This window comes from Psychroflexus maritimus (genome assembly GCF_011089875.1).
GTDB lineage: Bacteria > Bacteroidota > Bacteroidia > Flavobacteriales > Flavobacteriaceae > Psychroflexus > Psychroflexus maritimus.
On sequence record NZ_JAANAS010000072.1, the window covers coordinates 23,798 to 46,415 of the forward strand.

Genomic DNA, 22,618 nt, shown 5'->3' on the forward strand with positions numbered 1-22,618 from the left:
TTTTGACTAAAATAGTCAATTGTAAGATATAAATTAAACATTTATAAAAAAATTAAACTTGCTTATTTAAGTTTTCCCAGAGTATATCTTTTAATTGCTGAAGACCTGTCTGCGCTACTGAGGAAATGAAAATATACTTCATTCCTTGAAAATCTCCTTTAATTGAGTTGTTAATTTCTTCTTTTAATTCCGCGTCTAGCATATCCGATTTAGAAATAGCTATAATTCTATCTTTATCAAGCAATTCAGGATTATAGCGTCTAAGTTCATCTTCAAGAATTTGGTATTCCTTCACTATATCGTCTGCATCTGCAGGGATAAGAAACAGCAAGGTTGAGTTGCGTTCAATATGTCTTAAAAAACGGTGACCAAGTCCTCGCCCTTCAGCTGCTCCTTCAATAATTCCAGGAATATCTGCCACCACAAAAGATTTAAAATCCCGGTATTTTACAATACCCAAATTAGGTTTTAACGTGGTAAATTCATAATCGGCTATCTTTGGTTTGGCTGCGGTAATAACAGAAAGCAATGTGGATTTACCTGCATTAGGAAAACCTACCAGGCCTACATCGGCCAAAATCTTAAGTTCTAGGGTAATATCATTTTCTTCACCTTCAATTCCAGGTTGAGCGTATCTTGGAGTTTGATTGGTTGAGGTTTTAAAATGTACATTTCCTCGCCCTCCTTTACCTCCTCTAGCAACTATAAATTCTTCTTTATCTTCAGTTATTTCTTTGATGATTTTATTGGTATTGGTATCTCTAATTACCGTTCCTAGAGGAACTTCTACATAAACATCCTGCCCGTCTGCGCCAGTACTTTCCTGTTTTCCGCCATCACCCCCATGTGTAGCTCTAAGGTGTCTTTTAAATTTTAAGTGGAAGAGCGTCCACATTTCTTTATTTCCTTTTACAATTACATGACCTCCTCGACCACCGTCTCCTCCATCAGGTCCTCCTTTGGGAATATATTTTTCTCTTCTTAGGTGAGAAGAACCTTTTCCTCCCTTTCCGGATTGGGTATGGATTTTTATATAATCAACAAAATTTCCTTCGGTCATGTGAATTTTAATTTAACAGCAAAAGTACGCAAAATAATGGCAAGTTAAATGTATGGATTATTTTGATAAAAAATTAAAGCGGACTTAAACAAGCCCGCTCTAATTGGTAAATATTATTAAGTAATTAAAGCTTATCAATTACTTGACTTAAGCGTTGGGTGATTTCCTCAATGCTTCCCACACCATCAACGCCAAAATACTTATCCTGTTTTTTATAGTATTCCTTTAAGATTGCGGTTTCGTTATAATAAACTTTAATTCTGTTTCTAATTACCGACTCGTCTGCATCATCTGCTCTACCAGAAGTTTTTCCGCGTTCTAGAAGTCGTTTTACGAGCACCTCATCATCAACTTCTAAGGCAATCATAGCATTTACCTGAGTCCCTTTTTCATCCATTAATTGTTGTAATGCATCAGCTTGAGCTTCAGTTCTAGGAAAACCATCAAAAATATAACCTTTTGCGGTATCAATGCTTTTATCTACTTCTGCTGAAAGCATATTAATGGTGACTTCATCGGGGACTAATGCGCCTTGATCAATGAAAGATTTAGCTTTCTTACCTAGCTCTGTTTTGTTTTTAATGTTGTATCTAAAAACATCTCCTGTAGAAATGTGTACTAAATTGTATTTTTCTTTAAGTACATCGGCTTGAGTACCTTTCCCTGCACCTGGAGGGCCAAATAAAACAATATTAATCATTGTGTTGTTGTTTAAGTTGATATATTTCGGGTAAATTTCTTCCTAATTCGTTGTAATCTAAACCATAACCAACAATAAAATTATTGGGAATAGCCAAACCTACGTAATCAATTTCTATTTCTTTGGTATATGCTTCGGGTTTCAGAAACAAGCTTGCTGTCTTATAGGATTTTTGTTCGCCTTGCTGAAGTCGCTTTACAATTAAGCTTAATGTGTTACCTGTATCTACAATATCTTCTACAAGAATCAAATCTCGATTTTCAATTGCTGAAAAGTCGAGTAAAGTTTGCACCTCTCCTGAAGTAGAAGTACCTTCATAAGACTTATAACGAACAAATTGAATTTCACATGAACCTGGATAATGCTTTACTAAATCTGAAAGAAACATAAACGCCCCATTCAAAACACCTACAAATACTGGACATTTATCTTTATAATCTTGATAAATTTGATGAGCTAACTCAACTACCGTCTCCTGAAGTTCGTTAGCAGAAATGTAAGGTTCAAATTCTAAGTCGTGTAATTTTATCATACTGCTTGTTTGCATGACAAAAATACACTTTTTTTAGTTTTTTTTGTCTGTTGAAAGCATGAGTTTTGTCAGGTAGGGGGTAATACCATTTATCAATTGAAATTACCGCAATAAAACGCCCTTTTTCCCGAAACGGTCGGGACAGGCTATTTTCTTTTACAATAATTTCAGATAATAACTGGTATAAATTAAAGATGAAACCCCTTAAGTTATAATCGGAAAGATTTATTCAAGTTTGTAAAAAACTAATTTTGATTCATTAACTAGAGTTTGAAAAATTGACCTTTACTAATTTCAATCTTATTATTCAATTCTATAATCCTCAAAAATAAGCTGAATAACAAGATGTTGCAAAATATATGAAAGTCAAAATTTTGAGACAAAAAAAAGCTTCAACAAAAGTTGAAGCTTTGTGGGCGCTGAGGGAGTCGAACCCCCGACCTTCTGGGTGTAAACCAGACGCTCTAAACCAACTGAGCTAAGCGCCCTTGCGTAATTGCGAGTGCAAATATACGACCATATTTTATATCACCAAATTTATTTTTAAAAAAAATCAATTTTTTTGAAAAATAAAAATTAATTAGCTAACAACAAAAAATCGGCTACTGTAAAATTGCTTCCTCCAACAAAAATCAAATCATTTTCATTTGCTCTATTTTTAGCTTTTTCTATTGCTATGCGAACATTTTTATAGGCTTTTCCTTTTAATTGAAAATGTTTAGCACTTTCTTCAAGGTCGTCTGCAGGAAGCCCTCTTAGAATGTTTGGCTTTGTAAAGTAATAAATAGCTTGGGTAGGCAATAGACCAAGAATTAAATCTAAGTTTTTTTCTTTAACCACGCCTAAAACAATATGCAATTGGTTATAGTCTTGTTCTTGTAATTGTTGCATGACTAACTGAAGTCCGGAAGCATTATGAGCTGTATCGCAAATTACTTTGGGAGCCGAATCACAAACTTGCCAACGCCCTTTTAATTGAGTGTTTTTAACTACCTCCTGAAATCCTTTTTTTAATGCATCTTTAGTAATTTTCCACTTAGATTGATTGAGGACTTCTATTGTTTTTAATACGGTTTGAATATTTTTTTGCTGATAATCTCCTAGTAAATCAGTAGTCCATTTTTTTTGACTATTTTCTTGATTAGCTAGATGTAAGTCGGTTTGATTTAATTTAGCTAAGGTTCTAAAAACCGGATAAGTTTGCTCATTGTATTCACCAATTACGCAAGGTGTATTTGGCTTGATAATCCCTCCCTTTTCAAAAGCTATTTCAGCTAGGGAGTTACCTAAAAATTCGGTATGCTCAAGACTAATGTTGGTAATTACTGCTACTTCAGGCTGAATAATATTAGTGGAATCTAATCTTCCTCCTAATCCTACTTCAATAATAGCAATATCAACTTGTTTTTCAGCAAAATACTGAAAAGCCATTCCTACAGTCATTTCAAAAAATGAAAGCGAATGTTGTTCAAAAAAAGCTTTATTTTTAACTACAAAATCTATAACTTCTTTTTTAGAGATCATTTTTCCGTTAATGCGAATACGCTCTCTAAAATCAATGAGATGTGGTGAGGTGTAAATTCCTACCTGGTATCCCGCTTCTTGCATAACTGAGGCTAATAGATGTGAAGTTGAACCTTTTCCGTTTGTTCCAGCTACGTGAATACTTTTAAAGTTGCTTTCAGGATGATTGAGATATTTACTAAGCAACTTGATATTTGTCAAATCAATTTTATAGGCCGATGCTCCCTGACGTTGATACATAGGAAGCTGATTAAAAAGCCAATCTAGCGTTTGCTGATAATTCATTTGTTGTTATTCAGATAATCTGAATTCATAAGTAATATATCCTACCTGTGTACTCGGTGCGTTTGAATCTGGATTAAATTTGGTGGCTCTTGCGGCACGCTCTGCGGGTTCAAGCAAACACCTACTTGAATTAGAAGTTCCTTGAACACCAGCTTTAGCTCGAATTACCTCACCGTCTCTATTAACTCTTATTTCAACAACTACAGTACCCGTCTCATTACACTCTTGTTTATAGGTTTCTTTATTCAATGCTTTTCTACCTCCTAATTTATAGTTTCCATCACCATCTAAACCTGTTCCAACTCCATAATAGGAAGAAGAATTGGGGTCACCATCGGGGTCACCTTGATTTCCTGCTTGGTTGGTATCACCATCACCTTGGTCGGTTTCTCCTTCGTTTTCTTCGCCTGAAAACAAATTAGACATGGTATTTTTTACATTTTCATCGGGTTGTGGGTCGGGTTCAGGCTCTTCCACAGGTTCTTCAGGTTCGGGAGTTTCTTCTTCAGGTTCTTCAACTTCTTCTACTGGTTCTTCCTCGGGTTCTTCTTTCGTTTCTTCAGTCTCTTCTTCTTTTTTTTCGTCTTCAATAACAGGTGCTTCTTCAGATTCTTGTGTGGCTACGTCTTCCATACTCTCCTGACTTTCAGAAGTGTTGGCAGGTGTTGGTGTGGGCTCTGGCGTAGCATTTTGAGGAGATGTTTTTACCTCCTGCTGTGTTTCAAGATCACCAGATCCTGCTTCGGTAGTACCAAAATTAATGGCAATTCCATTTTCTGGAGGAGGATCGAGGTACTTCAATCCGGCAAAAGCCAACAGAAGAATCATTAGCATATACAAAATACTTGTAATGATAAGAGATTTTCTTTTATTTTTATTTTCAGTAGATGACTCCACGTTAATTTGGTTTTACTGCTAAAATAATTTTGAATTGATTTTTGTTTGCTATATCCATTACTTTCACTGCTTTATCAACAGGCACGTTTTGCTCTGCTCGCAAAATAATGGTTGGGTTTTCTATTCCTTTAAGTCGGTTTTTTAAAACTGACTCTAAATTAGCTTCACTAATTTGGTCTTCGTTGACATAAAACTGCAACTGATCATTAATGCTTACCGAAAGTTGATGTTGATTGGTTGACTTCCCTTTTGCCTTAGGCAGAATTAAGTCTAAAGCTTCTGGAGTAACCACCGGGGAGGTTAACAAGAAAAAGACCAATAACAGAAATACAATATCTGTCATTGATGACATACTAAAGGTAGCGCTTACTTTATTTCTTCCTCTTAAATTCATAATTAAGTAGGTTCATTTAATAGATCTAAGAAATCGACTGCTGTAGCTTCCATTTGGTAAACAATTTTATCGGTTTTTACGACCAAGTGGTTGTAGGCCATATAGGCAATAATTCCTACTACAAGTCCAGCTACGGTGGTGGTCATAGCAGTGTAAATTCCTTCAGCTAAAAGCCCCATTTCAGCTTGACCACTAGTGGTTGCCAATTCGTGAAAAGCTAACACCATACCTATTACTGTACCTAAAAAACCAATCATTGGAGCAGCACCGGCTATAGTAGCCAGTATAGCTACGTTTTTTTCTAAGGCATAAACCTCTAGTTTACCAGCATTTTCGATAGCTGTATTGATATCTTCTAAAGGATGGCCAATTCTAGAAATTCCTTTAGCGGTTAAGCGGGCAACAGGAGTGTTTTCTTGAGCGCATTTCACTTTTGCAGATTCAATGTTTCCGTTAGAGACTGCATCCCTTATTTCGGCCATGAAATTTTTATCGGTTTTATTTGCCCCTTTAATAGCGAACAAGCGCTCAAAGTAAATATACATAGCGGCAAAAAGCAAGACGGCTAAAATAAGAATAATTACAGTCCCTCCTGTACCTCCACTAAAAAGCAAACTTAATAGTGATAAGGTTTCTTCGGTAGGTTCTTCAAGGTTTTCTGTGGCTTCTTGAAAATATGCTAACATAGTTATGAGATTGTTTAAATACTTGTGCTAAAATATAGAATAAATTGAAAGCTTCTACTTAATCTGTAAAATATTTAATTTACATCTTTTTATGTGATTTATTTAGGTGTTCATTTCATTTTCAAGCAACACTATTGCTTAAAAGTGTTCTTAAAATTGGCTTGATAATCTTTCCAGGCTTCAGATGTTGTGATATCTTTATAGTGATTTTTGTTGATCATTTTTAAATACACCTCAAGTTGTTGTGGATTTTTGTATCCTTTTACTGGAGAAATGATATTCGCTTCCTCGTCAAAGAAGACCACTGTTGGGTAGGCTTGAACTTTAAGCGCCGCAGCAAATAAATGTTGTGCGTTTCTTCCTTTTCTATTTGGGTCATGATTGGGGTTGGTGTATTCAAAATCGTTGTAAAAAACTGTTTCTGTTCCTTCACCATTAAACTTTACCGCATAAAAATTTTCATTTAAATAATTAGCTACATCGGGGTGATTAAAGGTTCTTTTGTCCATTGCTTTACAAGGGCCACACCAAGTAGTATAAACATCTAAGAATATTTTTTTTGGTTCTTTTTCTTGTGCTTCAAGAGCTTCATTCATGCTCATCCATTCTACCTCCTGGGCTATTACAGATATTCCAAAAACAAAAGTGAATATTACAATTAGAGATTTCATTTATTTCATCTTTTAACTTAAAACGTAAAAATACTTAAAAAAGTATTCTATTTATTTTTCTTCTTTAGTCATTGAATTCCAGCCTCTGGCTTTCATAGGAATTTTTAATTGGTCTCGAGTTATAAGATGAATGCCTTCTTTAGCTTCATTAAAATGACCAATCACACTCAGGTTGGGATTGCCTTTAATTTTATCATAATCTTTTTGAGCAATACTAAAAAGTAGTTCATAGTCTTCGCCTCCATTTAAAACAACAGTAGTAGAGTCTAATTCAAACTCTTCACAAGCGCTAATTACGCCTTGGTCTAAGGGGAGTTTTTCTTCATACAAAGTAGCTCCAACTTTAGAATTTTTACATAGGTGGAGAATTTCTGAAGAAAGCCCGTCACTAATATCAATCATAGAAGTTGGCAAAACCCCTAATTTTTCAAGTAATTCGGGAATATCTTTTCTAGCTTCAGGCTTTAATTGTCGTTCTACAATATAGGTATAAGGTTCTAAATCGGGTTGATTATTTGGGTTGACCTTAAAAACTTCTTGTTCTCGCTGGAGCACTTTCAGCCCCATAAAAGCGCCGCCTAAATCGCCTGAAACCACCATTAAATCGTTAGGTTGAGCTGTAGAGCGATAAACAATTTTTTCTTTTGGAGCAGTTCCTACAGCAGTAATGCTAATAGTAATGCCTTTTACTGCCGAAGTAGTATCGCCGCCAATTACATCAACATGATACAAACTAGCTGCGTGATGAATTCCTGCATAAATTTCTTCTAAGGCTTCTACGGTGAATCGATTAGAGCAAGCAATAGAAACCGTAATTTGTGTTGCTTTAGCATTCATAGCATACACATCAGATAAATTAACCATTACCGATTTGTATCCTAAGTGCTTTAAAGGCATAAAAGCTAAATCAAAATGGACACCTTCCACCAACAAATCGGTAGTGACCACTATTTCATCTTCGTGTTTTAAAACGGCGGCATCATCACCAATACCTTTTATAGTTGAAGTTTGTTTTATATCTAAAAATTGAGTGAGGTGTTCTATTAAGCCGAATTCACCTAATTCTGAGAGTTTTGTTTTACTATCTCCTGTGTTGTCAAACATAAATAAGAATTTGATACAAATTTACGTAAATAATGTGGGTTAATTAAGTATAGTTAGCTTATAATAAACCTTCTTAACTGAGTGATTTCTGAATTCTATCAAAAGTATTTTTTATTAAAGGATTGAGCTAAGTGTTTTAAGCGCTGACGCTGTATCATGTAAAAAATCACTGTAATAGGTGGCAATATAAACATGCTGATTAACCAGAACTTTTGATTGTAAATTTTTGTAGTCAATATTTCAACCACTAAAACAAGCCAAACAACAAAAAAAACACCTGAATTAAAGCTAGAAACAATTTGAGGAAACTCAATATTCTGAACATTAAATATAAGTTTTACTAAGAACAAAACAAGGCTAAGTATTGCTAAAACCCAAATTAACTGATGACTCAAGTTAAAGTTTTTATCTTCCATTATTATTTTTTTATCAATTAAACTAATTTTTGTAAACGGCATAAATTTTAAACAAAATCCGTTTTATTGCTTTCCTAAATCTATTGAAATAGGACTTTGTCTTCCTAAACGGTTTCAAAGGTAGGAATTTTATGATTAATCATGTAAAACCACCTAAAATTGTATTTTTGCTTTATGAATCAACCTTTAGCTGAGCGAATACGGCCTAAGAAATTAAGCGAATACATAGGCCAGAAGCATTTAGTAGGACAAAATGGTCCTATACAACAGGCCTTACATTCTGGCGGATTACCTTCTATGATTTTCTGGGGTCCTCCTGGTGTTGGCAAAACTAGTTTAGCACAACTTATTGCCGAAGAAAGTAAACGAACATTTTACACGCTAAGCGCCATTAGCTCTGGGGTAAAAGATGTGCGAGAGGTAATAGAAAAAGCCAAACAATCGGGAGGTATGTTTAGTGCAGGTAACCCTATTTTATTCATTGATGAGATACATCGTTTCAGTAAATCGCAACAAGATTCTTTACTTGGTGCAGTAGAAAAAGGATGGGTTTGCTTGATTGGCGCCACAACAGAAAACCCAAGTTTTGAAGTGATTCCTGCTTTACTTTCTAGGTGTCAAACTTATGTTTTAAAAGAATTTGACAAAAAAGACTTGCTTCAACTTTTAGCACAAGCCATGCAAAAGGATAGTCAGTTACAAAAGAAAGACATCAAACTTACAGAAACTGAAGCCTTACTTCGATTTAGCGGTGGTGACGCGCGTAAATTATTGAACATTTTTGAATTGCTGATTCAAAGTCAAGCTACTGATGATGTTGAAATTACCAATACCTTAGTTGAACAACAAATTCAGCAGAAACCAAGTAAGTATGATAAAACAGGTGAACAGCACTACGATATTATTTCAGCTTTTATTAAATCCATAAGAGGAAGTGACCCAAATGCTGCTGTGTATTGGTTAGCACGAATGATTGAAGGTGGCGAAGATTTGAAATTCATTGCTAGGCGTTTGATTATTTTAGCCAGTGAAGATATTGGTTTAGCCAATCCAACAGCTTTGGTTATGGCAAATAATGCATTTCAAGCAGTTAACAGCGTTGGCTATCCTGAATCTCGAATTATTTTAAGTCAGTGTTGTATTTATTTAGCTACTTCACCAAAAAGCAATGCGGCCTATATGGCTATAAATCAAGCACAGCAAGAAGTAAGAAATTCAGGCGATTTAAGTGTGCCTCTAGCTATCCGAAATGCGCCTACCAAACTAATGAAAGATTTAGATTATGGCAAAGATTATAAATATGCGCATAATTATAGCGGAAGTTTTGTGCAAGCTGATTTTCTGCCCAAAGAAATTGAAGGTAAAATTTTCTTCAAGCCTAATAACAATAAACGTGAACAAGCTATTGCCACCGACTTAAAAGCAAAGTGGAAAGGAAAGTATAACTACTAAAAAGAACTTTTCTGAATTACTAAATTTTGAATTATTACTTCAATTTAGCCAGCCTGTTTAAAAGTAATTCTTTTACAGAAAAAGCTTAATTGAATTTTTTTAGCAAAAAAAATAAATTTTATTTGGTGGTAACTCAAATTTTATATACTTTTGTAGTGGATGAAGTTTTTCATAATAGATTGGTTAGTTACAAACCCCTACTCGCTCGAGTTAGGGGTTTGTTTTTTTAATTAACTAGCCTTATTAAAAAGGTGTTTTTCTTTCCTTTGTTTACTAGCACATACTTGCCATTAATCAAATCCTTTTCAGTGATTAAGTAATTGGCATCTACCTTGTTTTTATTTACGGCAATAGCATTAGATTTTAGGTTTCTCATGGCTTCAGAATTAGATTTCAAAAAGTTAGTTTTTGCCGCAAGTGCACCTACCATATCTAGTCCGTCTTCTATGATAGTACGTTTAATTTCAGCTTGAGGCACTCCTTCAAAAGCATCTAAAAAAGTAGCTTCATCTAAACTTGCAATATCTTCTATTGTACTTTTTCCAAAAATTACTTGTGTTGCTTTTTGAGCTTTTTTAAGCTCTTCTTCAGAATGAACCATTGTAGTAACTTCTTCTGCAAGCTTTTGCTGTAACTTCCTTAAATGAGGAGCTTCTTGATGATTTTGTATAAGTTGATTAATTTCTTCCTCAGTTAACAGGGTAAAAATTTTGATAAACTTTGCTGCATCATCATCACTAGTATTCATCCAATATTGATAAAACTTGTAAGGTGAAGTCCGTTTGGGGTCTAGCCATATATTGCCTCCTTCCGTTTTGCCAAATTTGGTACCATCAGCTTTAGTTATTAGCGGGCAGGTAAGCGCGAAGCCCTTGGCATTTCCAATTCTTCTTATCATTTCTGTACCCGTTGTGATGTTCCCCCACTGGTCGCTTCCGCCCATCTGCAAACTACATTCTTCGGTTTGATAGAGGTGTAAAAAATCGTAGCCTTGAACCAGTTGGTATGTAAATTCAGTAAAACTCATTCCTTCAGAAGATTCTGAAGAGAGACGTTTTTTTACAGAATCTTTTGCCATCATATAGTTTACAGTAATGTGCTTGCCTACATCTCTAATAAATTCTAAAAAAGAAAAATCTTTCATCCAATTATAGTTGTTCACTACTTTTGCCGCTTGCGGATGATGTTGGTCAAAATCTAAGAATTTAGCCAACTGTTGTTGTATAGATTTTTGATTGTGCAACAAGGTTTGTTCATCAAGTAAATTTCTTTCTTTTGATTTTCCAGAAGGATCGCCAATCATTCCTGTTGCGCCACCAATTAGAGCTAAGGGGCGGTGGCCAGATAATTGAAAATGCTTTAACAACATCACGCCAACTAAATGACCTATATGTAATGAATCTGCTGTTGGGTCAATTCCAACATAAGCAGTTCTTGGTTTTTCATTTAGATGCTCTTTTGTTCCTGGCATTACATCATGAAGCATACCACGCCAAGTTACTTCGTTTATAAAATCTTTGTTCATTATCATCTTGAATTTATGTCACAAAGATATTATAATGAAAAAATTTACCCTATTGAATATAAGTATATTTGCAAAATGATTTTAATAACTGGCACAACAGGTCTTGTAGGCACGCATTTATTAGCTCACTTGTTTTTAAAAGACGAAAATGCTAAGCATATTATAGGCGTCTATAGAAGTGAAGACAAAAAAAACTTTACTTTAAAGGTGATTTTTGAGGTATATGGAGTTCAACTCGCTAAGCAAGCTGAACAAATTCATTGGGAAAAGGGGGACATTTGTGACCTCCCTTTTTTGGAAGGAGTGTTTAGCGATGTTAATGAAGTATATCATTGTGCGGGTATTATTTCGAATGCTCCTTCTAGAGAAAAAGAACTTAGAAAAGTTAATATTGAAGGTACTGCACATTTAATCAATTTAAGTATAGCAAATAATATAGATAAGTTTTGTCACTTAAGTTCAATTGCCAGCTTAGGAGAAGCCCCAAGAAATGAACTAATTAATGAGGAACACTACCGTGAAGAACAAGGAAAAACCAGCCTTTATAGTATTTCTAAATACGGAGGAGAAATGGAAGTTTGGCGCGGCACACAAGAAGGTTTAAAAGCGGTAATTATTAATCCAGGGGTTATTATTGGTGAAGGTTTTTACACTTCTGGAAGCGGCGAACTTATTGATAAAGCTAATAAAGGATTTCCTATTTATGTTGATAAAATAACAGGATTTGTAGATGTTAAAGACGTTGTAAGCGCCATGTATATTGCTTTAAATTCAACTATCACTAATGAACGTTTCATTTTAGTAGCTGAAAACAGAAGATTAAAAGATATTCAAGTTGAATTAGCTGAAAAACTTGGAAAGAAAAAACCCTATATTTCTCTTCAGAAATGGATGCTTGTGTTACTGATAAGTGTAGAATATATATTGAGTTTATTTAAACTTACTTCTAGAAAACTAAGCTATACGGTAGTAAATGATGCGTTAAAAAACAGTTTTTACGATTCAGAAAAATCCGTAACACAATTAAAAATAAAATATACTTCGGTAACCAAAAGCCTAGACCGCGTTGCGAAACATTATTTAAGCAACAAGTAAGCTTATGTAATTCATTAGTTTTCCTTTCGCTTTATTTCCTTTATAAATTTATTTTCCAAAGAATCTCTTCCTTTTTCTGAGTTTAGTCTTTTAATGCTATCGTTTAGTTTTCTAATGGAATCAAAATAAACTCTCTTAGCGTCAATTCTTTCGCCAACCCGCTTGTAAATTGTTTGATTTACTTCATAATTTTCATTATAATAAGCAATATTTTGCGCTAAGACACTACTATCAACTTCATATTTTCTAAGTAGGTATTTATTCATGTCCTGATCAAACTTTCTTAGCTTATATTCATTTAAGCTTAGAGCGGCGTCATAGATGGCTAAATCGGTTAAAATATCAACCATGACATCTTCTTCAAGAAGAGGTTTTGGTTTTTTGGCAAACTCTAAGTCTTGGCAAGAAAAACCAAGTATTAATAATACTGTAAATAATAACTTTTTTATCATTTAATTTAAGATCGATTAAATGTTAAGCGTTCTCCTCTATAATTATTAGCCAAATTGGTGAATTTAAAATTGTGATAAAGTAAATTCCCATTAACAAAGGTGTGTGTAATGCGAGAATTGAATGTAGTGTCTTGAAAAGGTGACCAACCACACTTATACAAAATATTATCCTTACTTACTCGCCAAGGCGAATTTAAGTCAACCAAAACTAAATCTGCTTTATAACCTTCTTTAATAAAGCCTCTATTTTCTATTTCAAATAATATTGCTGGATTATGGCATGCCTTTTCTACAATTTTTTCAAGGCTTAATTTTCCTTCATGATAAAACTGCAACAAAGCAGGTAATGCATGTTGCACAAGAGGTCCGCCACTAGGTGCTTTTAAGTAAGTGTTATTTTTTTCATCTAATGTATGCGGAGCATGGTCGGTAGCCAAAACATCTAAAAGATTTTCATTAAGCGCTTTCAAAAGAGCTTTTTGGTCTTTTTTAGTTTTCACTGCTGGGTTCCATTTAATGTGGGTACCTTTATCTTTGTAATCCTGATTGTTGAACCAGAGGTGATGAATACAAACTTCAGCCGTTATTTTTTTGTCTTTTAAAGGTTTTTTGTTAGAAAACAACGAAAGCTCTTTAGCAGTAGAAAGGTGAAAAACATGTAATCTGGCTCCCGTTTCTTTGGCTAATTTTACGGCATTAGAAGATGATAAATAACAAGCTTCTTCGCTTCTTATTTCGGGATGTTTTTCTATTGGTATAGCCTCTCCAAATTCATCTATATGAGCTTGTGTATTTTTTTTGATTGTTGTTTCATCTTCACAATGCGTAGAAATAATGACCGGTGAGTTTTTGAAAATTTCCCGAAGCACATTTGCATTATCAACTAGCATATTACCTGTAGAAGAACCGAGAAACAACTTGAGGCCTGCTACTTCCCTTGGATTAATTTTTTTGATTTCTTCAAGGTTATCATTTGTTCCACCAAGCATAAACGAATAATTAGCAATAGAATCTTGCTTAGCTATACTCATTTTCTCCTCTAATCTTTTTATAGTAGTGGTTTGAGGATTGGTGTTAGGCATTTCTATAAAGGAAGTGATTCCTCCGGCAATAGCCGCTTTAGCACCTGTTGCAATAGTTTCCTTATGGGTTAAACCAGGTTCTCTAAAATGTACTTGGTCATCAATTAGCCCCGGTAATAAATATTTTCCTTCGGCATCAATTACTTGAACATCGTTAGACTTCATGCTAATTGAACTAGAAATTTCAGCAATAATGCCGTTTTCTAGATAAACATCACCTTCACTAATAGTATTTTCATTAACTATTTTGGCATTTTTAATGAGGGTTTTCATTTTATGGATTTTAATGAGCAAATTTAGTAAATAGCATTTTGATAATAGCTTAATGCTTGCTTAAAGTTAATTGATTTTTCCAAACCAACTTTTAAGTTTAAGTTTTACTACACCAAAAATTGCTTCCCAGATAATACTAGTATTCATCTTAGATTTTCCCTTGCTGCGATCGGTAAAAACAACGGGGAACTCTACTATATTAAAACCCAACTGATAAGCTATAAATTTCATCTCAATTTGAAAAGCATAGCCCACAAATTTAACTTTATCTAAATTAATTTTTTGAAGCACTTCCTTGCGAAAACCAACAAATCCAGCTGTTGAATCATTAATTGGCAAGCCGGTTATAAATTTCACGTATTTTGAAGCTAACCACGACATTAAGATACGCTTCATTGGCCAATTTACAACATTAACGCCTTTTACATACCTTGACCCAATAACCACGTCTGCTTTTTTGTGATGAAGCATATTAAACATTGGAAGTAAGTCTTTAGGGGCGTGAGAAAAATCTGCATCCATTTCAAAAACAAAATCATAATCGTTTGCTAGAGCCCACTTAAAACCTTCAATGTAAGCCGTACCTAAGCCACTTTTTTGTTTCCTTACAATGAGATGCAAAAACGACTGATTTGAAGTATCAATAAGCCTTTGAACTATTTTATAAGTGCCATCCGGCGAAAAGTCATCAACCACTAATACATGAAAATCTTGTATTAAAAGAGAAATAGCTTGAATTATAGCTTCAATATTTTCGGCTTCATTATAAGTGGGTATGATTACAAGTTGTTTAGGCATCTTTCAAATTTGAGGCAAAAGTAAGTAATTAGAGAAGAATTCTCCTAACTAAAAACTTTAGCTTATTTTTGAACTCTTAATTTCTTAGATTATTGCTTTGAATAATGTACCTTTTAACTTCATTATTGATTTAATCAATATTTTTACCTTCGCAGTACTTGTCTTTGTAAAGTTGAGGAACACTTCTTACTTTTACTCATTTATTCAACTTTTTTGGAAACCTAGATTTGTTCACCAAAACCTAAAGGAAAAAAATAAAGCCTACGGACTACAACTTACTTTTTATATCCTAACAGGATTACATTTTGGACTATTAATAAGCTGTTTTTTAATTGAATTTAATTGTATTGATTTTACAAATTTTTGGAGCATTCTCTTAATCTGTACATCATTTATATTGATGTTTATAGGATTAAGGTTTGTAAGCATTAACCTAATTGGTTATGTATTTAAACTTAAAGACTACGCTACCTACTTGGCTTATTATAAGTTTAACAAAGCTATTTACTGGTTTTTTATTTTCTATTTAGGTCAAATTTTACTCAATTACAGTCCTTTAAACCCACAGTTTTTGGCTATTACAATAGGAAGTGTAGGAGCAATTTACTTGTTGATTTCTATCATTGATTTTCAGTTAAGATTTCAAAATGAAATAATTAGGCATTGGTATTATTTTATTTTGTACCTTTGCACCCTCGAAATTGCTCCTTATATTATTTTATATAAAGCAATTTCTGAAAGCGTAAATTGATAGAAAAATAATGTATATGAAAGTGAAAACTATCCTTATTTCTCAACCCGAACCTAAAGTTGAAAACTCTCCTTACTCTGAATTACAAGATAAATTAAAGGTGAAAATTGACTTTATTCCTTTTATTCATGTAGAAGGAGTGGATACGAAAGAAGTTAGGCAACAAAAAATTGACCTCAAGGATTTCTCTGCAATTATTTTTACTAGCAGAAACGCTATTGATAATTTTTTTAGAATAGCGGAAGAAATGAGGTATGAAGTACCCGACTCTTTAAAATATTTTTGCCAAAGTGAAGCCGTTGCTTATTACTTGCAAAAGTATGTAGTTTATAGAAAGCGTAAAATTTACGTTGGTAAAAGAACTTTTGACGAATTAGTTCAAATCATCAAAAAACACAAAGAAGAAAACTATTTATTACCCTCTTCTGATGTTTTAAAACCAGTTATTCCAAAATCTCTTGACAAGGCTAAAGTAAAATGGAAAAGAGGAGTTTTTTACAGAACAGTTGTAAGTGATTTATCTCATTTAGAAAAAGTTTTCTATGATGTTTTGGTATTCTTTAGTCCTAGTGGAATTAAATCATTGTACGAAAACTTTCCAGATTTTGAACAAAAAAACACAAAAATTGCTGTTTTTGGAAACTCAACGATTAAGGCCGCTAAAGAAAAAGGTTTAAAAATAAACATCAAAGCTCCTACGCCAGAAACACCTTCAATGACTATGGCGCTTGAAAATTACATTAAAAATAGTAAGTAATAATTTATCCCTATTTCTAGCATTAACTTATTTTAATCGAAAGCTGCTATAAATTTTAAATTAGGGTTGTTTTATAAAGCTAAAATTGAGCTCACTTGAAGTTTTTAGTGAGCTTATTTTTTTCCCTTTATTCTGGTCATCATCTTTAAAAGAAGCTTCCTTAAGGTTCATTTTATTAAACGCTCTACTGTAAAAAACACGTCTTGTAGGGTAATTAGGATAAACTCCATGAAAAATTCCAGACTTTTTATGCTCAAAAAGGGCTAAAATTAAATTTATTGCATCCACTCTTGAAATCAAATTGACTGGTGCTTGAGGTGATTTGACGTCCGTTTGGCCACTTAAAAACTTAGCAGGATGACGCTCTCCCCCTACTAGTCCGCCTAAACGCAAAACCTGAATAGTTCTTGTTTTTGAAGAAAGCTTTAAAATTTTATTTTCAGCTTCTATAAGTTGTTTTCCTACTATTGAAGTTGAATTAGGCAAGCTCAACTCTGTATATTCAGGGATGCCCACTTGATCTTCAAAAACGCTTGTGGTACTTACATAGATAAGATGTTGAATTTGAAATTGAGTGATTAGGCTAATAAGTTGAAGTAGTTTACTTACAAAATCAGTATCTTTATTACTTCTTAACTTGGGAGGAATATTAACCAGTAAATGAGTTGTTTCTTTTAATTGATTGAAAAGATTTCCTTTATAATTTTCTTCTTGAAGTTCAAAAAGATGAGCTTGAATACCTAAATGAGTTAAACTTTCTACTTTTTCAATACGCGTTGATGTTCCCCAAACATCACAACCAATAGCTTGGAGTTGTATGGCTAACTCTTTCCCTAACCAACCTAAGCCTATGATTGCGTATTTATTCATCGTTTAAATTTATCGAATAATTAATTAAAATTGCATCTGTGGTTACAAAAGGCATAGCTATTTCGCTCCTTGGGCGTTTTCTTAGTTGTAAGCGATTATCATCAAAAACACAGTATCTTTTTTCTTGTACATCTAACTTAATCGTCTTTGAATTTTCGCTTATAATTTCAATGCTTAGTGGTTCTTGATGAACCACATAATAACTCATTAAAAAGGAGGAGTCAAAATTTGATTTAGCTAATAATTGATTGTTAACCTTGATTTGAGAAACCTCCTTGAAATTGTCTGAATACAAATGAATAGAGTGTGTATCTGCATGTGGTTTTACGACAAACGAGTTTTGTCTTAGCAAATTTATGTTTGATTTTTCAAAAGGAATAAAATCAGCTTCTTTGGTAAGCTTTTCTCGAAAGTCTGCTTTATTGTTTAAGATTTCATCAGAACTAGTTTTAAAGCTGAAAACATTACTTAACCAAGGTGTTACGTAAGCATTATAAGATTTCCATTGGGCTTTATTTCGATCTAAATCTACTTCATAATTTAAGCTTGAAAAAAAAGGAGATTTTAAACTAGGGCCTTTTTTAACGTAAGCATTGCCCCAATAAAAAATAGCTACACAAAAGGCAAAATAGCCAAATGATTTTTTGAATGGATAATAACCTATAACGGGCAATAAAGAAGTGAACATTAACGCAACAAAAATAGCTACTAAAAACATAGCGTCTAGACCAAGACCTACAATTAGATTTTGTAAAAGCGGTATTAACACCATAAACATAGGTAAAACAAAGAGTATTTTTAAGTAGCTTTTTTGGGTTTGATTAAAGTAAATTAAGAAGTGAGCTACTAATAATAATGAAAATGGAAGGCTTAAGTAGGCCAGTCCAGGCAGGTAAAAAAGAGCTGAAAAAAGCACTATAAACCAAACTAAAAATGCTGGAGAACTGGCATATAGGTTACTGAATTTTCTTGTTGGTGTTCGATAAAATAAAAAACCAAGTCCAATTACAAAAGCAAAACAAAAGGCTATGTATAAATGAGTATTGTAATAAAACCCATGAATATAGTCTTGATAATGCGGAATAAGTAATTTTGTTAAATACCAAATGCCATAAATAAGCATGCTAGAAATTGCCATAAATGAAACTAATCTTAAGAATGAAAAAAAGAAAAGTTTAGGTGTAATCATGTTCTTTTTTACCCCGTAATAGGTAAAGCCAAGATAAATTATGAAGCTTACCGCCAAAAAGGCAAACGCCCATTGCATGGAAAAGCTAATCATTCCTAACCAAGGAAAATTAAAATATAATAAATCTTCATTATCATTTAAGCTTGACAAATTGATTGAAGAAAAATGTGCAAGGGTTTCATTGAGATAATAGGCTTGATGAAGTAAAGAATAAGTACTTAAATTTTGGAAGTTATCGAGAGCTGTGTGATAGTACTGATGATTGTCTATAAAGGCAAAAAACAATCCAGGAACGTTCAATAATTCTCTAAAAACTGTTGAATCTGTATCGTTAGGTAATTTTTGGTAAACACTATACATCAATGAATTGGCTACTGGAAAACTTGGGTTTGAATGAATAAATTCTTTAACAATTTGTTTATTCCCTTGATTGGTTTCAATAATCAAATTAGAAGGGCCTGAAGTTCCTCTTGCCTCAAAATTAATGGTAAAACCTATATTTTTTGCCCATGGATGATCTTCTACAAATAATTTTGCACCTAATAAGCCTATTTCTTCAGCATCAGAAAACAAGATGATAATGTCATTTTCAGGCTTAAAATTTCTTTCTTTTAAAGCCCTAAGAGTTTCTAAAATAACAGCTACTCCTGTTAGGTTGTCTGCCGCTCCTAAAGAATGCATCATTGCAGAATCATAATGAGCCATAATAAGAAGTGCATCTTTAGCTTCATTGGTACCTGGAAGTTTGGCTACAACATTTTGAGCATAAGTTAAATTTCCTGAGGCATTAGACACAAAACCAGATTGACTGTGGTTTTCAATTTCAAGATCTGATAAGTAGTTTTGAATTTGAGTTTTTGTATAGTCATGAAATGTACTTCCTACATGCCTTGGGTGCTGGCTTAAGTCTTCTACCCAACCAAGTGCATTGTTAATATCAAAATCTGAATTGGTTAAGTTGACATCTACTTTAGTTGGTGATTGATAAGAGAGAGAAGCCCAAGCCATAAAAGCTAAAACGAAAAGAGAAATAAGTGAACTAAATGTAGATTTCATGATTGTATTTATGTCTAGTTAATCTAGCAAGGCTAAGCTTGTAAATAGCAACTAATTTAAGCAATTTGTTGATTAAATTGGTAGTAAACTCAATTTAAAATAAAAAGCCCTGCAAATAAGATGCAAGGCTTTTTATTTTATGTAAAAAATCTAATTAATCTTCTTCAGGAGAGATTACTTTAGTTTCAACGCCTTCTTCTTCCTCAATAATTGTAAATTCAGACCTTCTGTTTACTCTATGTTCTTCTTCAGAACATCCAGAAGCACAATCATTAATAGGCTCAGATTCTCCTTTACCTTCATATTCTAATCTATCAGCATCAACACCTTTAGAAACTAGGTAATCAACAGTGCTTTTCGCACGTTTTTCAGAAAGGCCTAGGTTATATTCAGCTGGACCTCTTCTATCAGTGTGAGAAGTTACCATTAAGCGAATATCTTCATATTTCATAAGCGTTTCTGCTAAACGATCAAGCTCCAGTGCAGAAGCTGCAATGATTTCAGACTTATCGAAATCGAAAAACACTTGATTTAAAACAATTTTTCTTTCAACAATAAGTGGCTCTATTACCTTTAATCTTAATTCTACAGGCATAGATTCACCTTCTGCAGTAATTCTAACCGATGTACTTTCGTAACCTTCTTTATTTCCTTGAACATCATAATCTTCATTACTAATAACGAGAATATCAATTTGACCAGCTTCATCGGTTGTTCCTCGAGCAACTTCAGTTTTATCATCATCATAAACAATTACTTGCGTGTTTTCTATAGGCTTGCTAGTTTCTTCATCAACAGCGGTAATCATCAATAGTGTTTCATCAAGAGGCTGTAACAAATCTACTTGGTAAATATTATCAACTGTTGATGATCCTTCTCTATTAGAAGAAACATATCCTGATTCTTTACCTGTATAGTAAGAAAAGGCAAAATCATCTGACGATGTATTTACTGGTGCTCCAATATTTGTTGGGTAAGCAAACATTCCTTTACTTGAAGTAGTATAAAAAACATCTAATCCACCAAGGCCTAAATGACCATCACTAGAGAAGAACAATCTATTGTCTTCATCCATAAAAGGAAAAGTTTCTCTACCTGGAGTATTAACTTGATTTCCTAAATTTTCTGGTTCACCAAAATTACCTTCGGCATCAACACTTACTTGGTAAATATCTGAATTTCCAAAACCACCTGACGTATCACTTGAGAAATAAAGTGTTTTTCCGTCAGGACTTAAAGCTGGATGACTATAAGAGTATTCAGAGTCTGTAAATGATAAAGGCTGAACATCTTTCCATTCTCCATTTACTAGAGTGGCTTTGTAAAGACGTAATCTACCAATACCATCTTCATCGGCTTCATATTTATTTCCATCACCCATGTTTGTTCTAGTAAAGTAGATGGTTTTACCATCTTGTGTGATAGCCATTGTACCTTCATTAAATTTAGAATTAACATCACCAGGAATTTCATCTTCGTTTTTCCAGGTACCGGCCACATTTTCTGCAACAAAAACATTAAGCACAGGTTGATCGTTCCAGCCATAAGTTTTACCTGATTTGTTTCTTGCAGAAACAAAGTAAAGCATGTCGTTATGTTCATAACCACCAAAATCAGAATATTCTCCAGAGTTAACTTCCATATCCGAAACACTGAAGTTAGGTTCTTTAGCTATAAGGTCTTGGTAATAGTTAGGATTGTTTTTAAAGAACTGAGCACGTTTATCCTGTGGAGCTAATTTTGCAAATTCTTGCATATTCTTATCAGAATCATCAATTTTACCATTGATTTTTAATGCGGAAGCAAATCTAAAATAATCCTCAGCTTCAATACCTTCATTTTTTCTTACAAAAAGCTTGTAAAAGCGTTCTGCTTCCTTCATATTAAAAAGGTTGTAGTTGGCTTCAGCTGCTTTTTTGTAAACGTAAGCATTGGCTTTTCCTTTTTCAATTAGTTTTTCGTATTGCTTTGCAGCATCTACAAATTCTAATCGATCAAAATGTTTATCGGCCTTTTTGGTGTCTTTATTCTGCGCTGTTATAACAGACAAACCAATAAAGAATACAAAGGCTAAATTTATAATATTTTTCATAGTTTTTAACTTATATAATTTATGTGATTAGAAGTATCTTGGTGATAAATAGGTTTTCTTCTTAAAGAAGATATCAAAAATCATAAAGACTTCGTATGAAGGCCTGTTTAGGTCACTAGTTGTTGCATCATAAGCAAAGCCAATGTGCCACCAAGGTGTTGGTTTAACCCCTGCTAAGAAACTGAAAGCGTCATCAAATCTGTAAGAGGCTCCTACCTCAAAGCGATCCATAAATAGGAAATTCAAGTTAGCATCCCAAGAGAATTGGTCTGAACTATAATCAGAGATTTGAGATTTGGCAAATAGTGAAGGCTTAACTTTTAAGTTGTCTGTAGCCTCCCAAACATAACCAACGGTTCCAAAGAAATGTCTAGACTGGTTACCCCATTCTATATCTTGGTCTGAAAAATGTCTTGACTCTAAAAAGTTGGGAACTGATAGTCCTACATAAAAGTTATTATTGTATAGGAAAAAACCAGCACCAAACATGCCGTGAGTTTCGCTAACATTGGTGCTAAAAGCGGGGTCATTTGGGTTTTGTGTACCAACGTTTGCTAAACCAATATCATTAAAAGTTGCACCTACTTTTACACCAAAGGCCAATTTCCAGTCATTTTGGAAGTCGATAGTGTAAGAGATATCAGCCATTAAATCGGTTAAATCGGTGGGTCCTATTCTATCGTTAATAGCAGACAAACCTACACCTATATTATTGCCTATAGGAGAATGTGCGTGAAAGGTTGCCGTACTTGGTGCGCCATCAATTCCTTGCCATTGTTCTCTGTACAACATACCTACACTTAGGCTTTCTTTTGAACCAGCATAAGCAGGGTTAATTACATTCATGTTATACATGTATTGCGTGTACTGTGGATTTTGCTGGGCATGAGCTTGGTAGCTTAAAAAAAGCCCTATCACACAAAATAATACATAAATTTTTTTCATCTCGAAATATTA

General features: G+C 33.6%; 22 protein-coding genes and 1 tRNA gene. 4 read left to right on the forward strand and 19 right to left on the reverse strand.

All coding sequences use genetic code 11. The annotated features are described in order from the left end of the window. Positions 1-52: 52 nt before the first annotated feature. From obgE to G7034_RS09320, 11 genes are all read right to left on the reverse strand, one after another. Positions 53-1,060 (reverse strand): GTPase ObgE, encoded by a 1,008-nt coding sequence (gene obgE / locus G7034_RS09270; protein WP_166400683.1) that lies wholly within the window; start codon positions 1,058-1,060, stop codon positions 53-55. Between the two features lie 124 nt (positions 1,061-1,184). Next, complete coding sequence (locus tag G7034_RS12020) at positions 1,185-1,760, reverse strand: adenylate kinase (protein ID WP_166400684.1); 576 nt, start codon at positions 1,758-1,760, stop codon at positions 1,185-1,187. Next, positions 1,753-2,292: a hypoxanthine phosphoribosyltransferase gene (gene hpt / locus G7034_RS12025; protein WP_166400776.1), complete on the reverse strand. Its 540-nt coding sequence runs from the start codon at positions 2,290-2,292 to the stop codon at positions 1,753-1,755. The genes G7034_RS12020 and hpt overlap by 8 nt, the downstream gene beginning before the upstream one ends. 413 nt (positions 2,293-2,705) lie before the next feature. Beyond that, positions 2,706-2,780: transfer RNA gene (locus G7034_RS09285), tRNA-Val, on the reverse strand. Positions 2,781-2,868: 88 nt separating this feature from the next. Beyond that, positions 2,869-4,101: a bifunctional folylpolyglutamate synthase/dihydrofolate synthase gene (locus G7034_RS09290; protein ID WP_166400685.1), complete on the reverse strand. Its 1,233-nt coding sequence runs from the start codon at positions 4,099-4,101 to the stop codon at positions 2,869-2,871. 6 nt (positions 4,102-4,107) lie between these two features. Further along, positions 4,108-4,998 (reverse strand): energy transducer TonB, encoded by an 891-nt coding sequence (locus G7034_RS09295; RefSeq protein WP_317163770.1) that lies wholly within the window; start codon positions 4,996-4,998, stop codon positions 4,108-4,110. Position 4,999: 1 nt separating this feature from the next. Beyond that, entirely contained in the window at positions 5,000-5,392 is a 393-nt protein-coding gene (locus tag G7034_RS09300) for an ExbD/TolR family protein (protein WP_166400686.1), read from the reverse strand. 2 nt (positions 5,393-5,394) lie between these two features. Then, positions 5,395-6,078, reverse strand: coding sequence for a MotA/TolQ/ExbB proton channel family protein (locus G7034_RS09305; protein ID WP_166400687.1), 684 nt, complete (start codon positions 6,076-6,078; stop codon positions 5,395-5,397). A 131-nt stretch (positions 6,079-6,209) separates the two neighbouring features. Further along, positions 6,210-6,749 (reverse strand): thioredoxin family protein, encoded by a 540-nt coding sequence (locus G7034_RS09310; protein ID WP_166400688.1) that lies wholly within the window; start codon positions 6,747-6,749, stop codon positions 6,210-6,212. Between the two features lie 51 nt (positions 6,750-6,800). Continuing rightward, the gene (gene thiL, locus G7034_RS09315; protein WP_166400689.1) at positions 6,801-7,853 is read right to left on the reverse strand and encodes a thiamine-phosphate kinase; all 1,053 of its coding nucleotides are present in this window, start codon (positions 7,851-7,853) and stop codon (positions 6,801-6,803) included. A 98-nt stretch (positions 7,854-7,951) separates the two neighbouring features. Further along, positions 7,952-8,269 (reverse strand): hypothetical protein, encoded by a 318-nt coding sequence (locus G7034_RS09320; protein WP_223177615.1) that lies wholly within the window; start codon positions 8,267-8,269, stop codon positions 7,952-7,954. A 174-nt stretch (positions 8,270-8,443) separates the two neighbouring features. Between G7034_RS09320 and G7034_RS09325 the strand changes: the two genes are divergently transcribed. Next, a complete protein-coding gene (locus G7034_RS09325) occupies positions 8,444-9,721 on the forward strand; it encodes a replication-associated recombination protein A (RefSeq protein WP_166400691.1) in 1,278 nt (425 codons plus the stop codon). A gap of 226 nt (positions 9,722-9,947) precedes the next feature. Here G7034_RS09325 and tyrS read toward each other — a convergent pair whose 3' ends face one another. Next, positions 9,948-11,246, reverse strand: a complete 1,299-nt coding sequence (tyrS, locus tag G7034_RS09330; RefSeq protein WP_166400692.1) for a tyrosine--tRNA ligase — start codon at positions 11,244-11,246, stop codon at positions 9,948-9,950. A 75-nt stretch (positions 11,247-11,321) separates the two neighbouring features. Here tyrS and G7034_RS09335 point away from each other — a divergent pair, with 75 nt between their 5' ends. Then, entirely contained in the window at positions 11,322-12,341 is a 1,020-nt protein-coding gene (locus G7034_RS09335; protein WP_166400693.1) for an NAD-dependent epimerase/dehydratase family protein, read from the forward strand. A gap of 14 nt (positions 12,342-12,355) precedes the next feature. Here G7034_RS09335 and G7034_RS09340 read toward each other — a convergent pair whose 3' ends face one another. The 3 genes from G7034_RS09340 to G7034_RS09350 form a co-directional block, all read right to left on the reverse strand. After that, positions 12,356-12,793, reverse strand: coding sequence for a DUF4296 domain-containing protein (locus tag G7034_RS09340; protein ID WP_166400694.1), 438 nt, complete (start codon positions 12,791-12,793; stop codon positions 12,356-12,358). A 5-nt stretch (positions 12,794-12,798) separates the two neighbouring features. Next, positions 12,799-14,148 (reverse strand): dihydroorotase, encoded by a 1,350-nt coding sequence (locus G7034_RS09345; RefSeq protein WP_166400695.1) that lies wholly within the window; start codon positions 14,146-14,148, stop codon positions 12,799-12,801. A gap of 66 nt (positions 14,149-14,214) precedes the next feature. Beyond that, positions 14,215-14,946 carry a polyprenol monophosphomannose synthase gene (locus G7034_RS09350; RefSeq protein WP_166400696.1) on the reverse strand — a complete coding sequence of 244 codons (732 nt, stop codon included), beginning with the start codon at positions 14,944-14,946 and terminating at the stop codon, positions 14,215-14,217. A 97-nt stretch (positions 14,947-15,043) separates the two neighbouring features. On the opposite strand from G7034_RS09350, the gene G7034_RS09355 reads away from it, so the two are divergent. Both G7034_RS09355 and G7034_RS09360 read left to right on the forward strand, forming a co-directional pair. Continuing rightward, positions 15,044-15,697: a DUF4271 domain-containing protein gene (locus G7034_RS09355; RefSeq protein WP_166400697.1), complete on the forward strand. Its 654-nt coding sequence runs from the start codon at positions 15,044-15,046 to the stop codon at positions 15,695-15,697. Positions 15,698-15,713: 16 nt separating this feature from the next. Next, a complete protein-coding gene (locus tag G7034_RS09360; protein ID WP_166400698.1) occupies positions 15,714-16,454 on the forward strand; it encodes a uroporphyrinogen-III synthase in 741 nt (246 codons plus the stop codon). A gap of 60 nt (positions 16,455-16,514) precedes the next feature. Here the strand turns inward: G7034_RS09360 and G7034_RS09365 are convergent, their stop codons facing one another. The 4 genes from G7034_RS09365 to G7034_RS09380 form a co-directional block, all read right to left on the reverse strand. After that, positions 16,515-17,324, reverse strand: a complete 810-nt coding sequence (locus G7034_RS09365) for a Rossmann-fold NAD(P)-binding domain-containing protein (RefSeq protein ID WP_166400699.1) — start codon at positions 17,322-17,324, stop codon at positions 16,515-16,517. Further along, positions 17,317-19,569, reverse strand: a complete 2,253-nt coding sequence (locus G7034_RS09370) for a M20/M25/M40 family metallo-hydrolase (protein ID WP_166400700.1) — start codon at positions 19,567-19,569, stop codon at positions 17,317-17,319. Before G7034_RS09370 ends, G7034_RS09365 begins: the two co-directional genes overlap by 8 nt. A 154-nt stretch (positions 19,570-19,723) precedes the next feature. Further along, positions 19,724-21,661: an OmpA family protein gene (locus tag G7034_RS09375; protein WP_166400701.1), complete on the reverse strand. Its 1,938-nt coding sequence runs from the start codon at positions 21,659-21,661 to the stop codon at positions 19,724-19,726. Positions 21,662-21,688: 27 nt separating this feature from the next. After that, a complete protein-coding gene (locus G7034_RS09380) occupies positions 21,689-22,606 on the reverse strand; it encodes a PorP/SprF family type IX secretion system membrane protein (protein ID WP_166400702.1) in 918 nt (305 codons plus the stop codon). Positions 22,607-22,618: the final 12 nt, after the last annotated feature.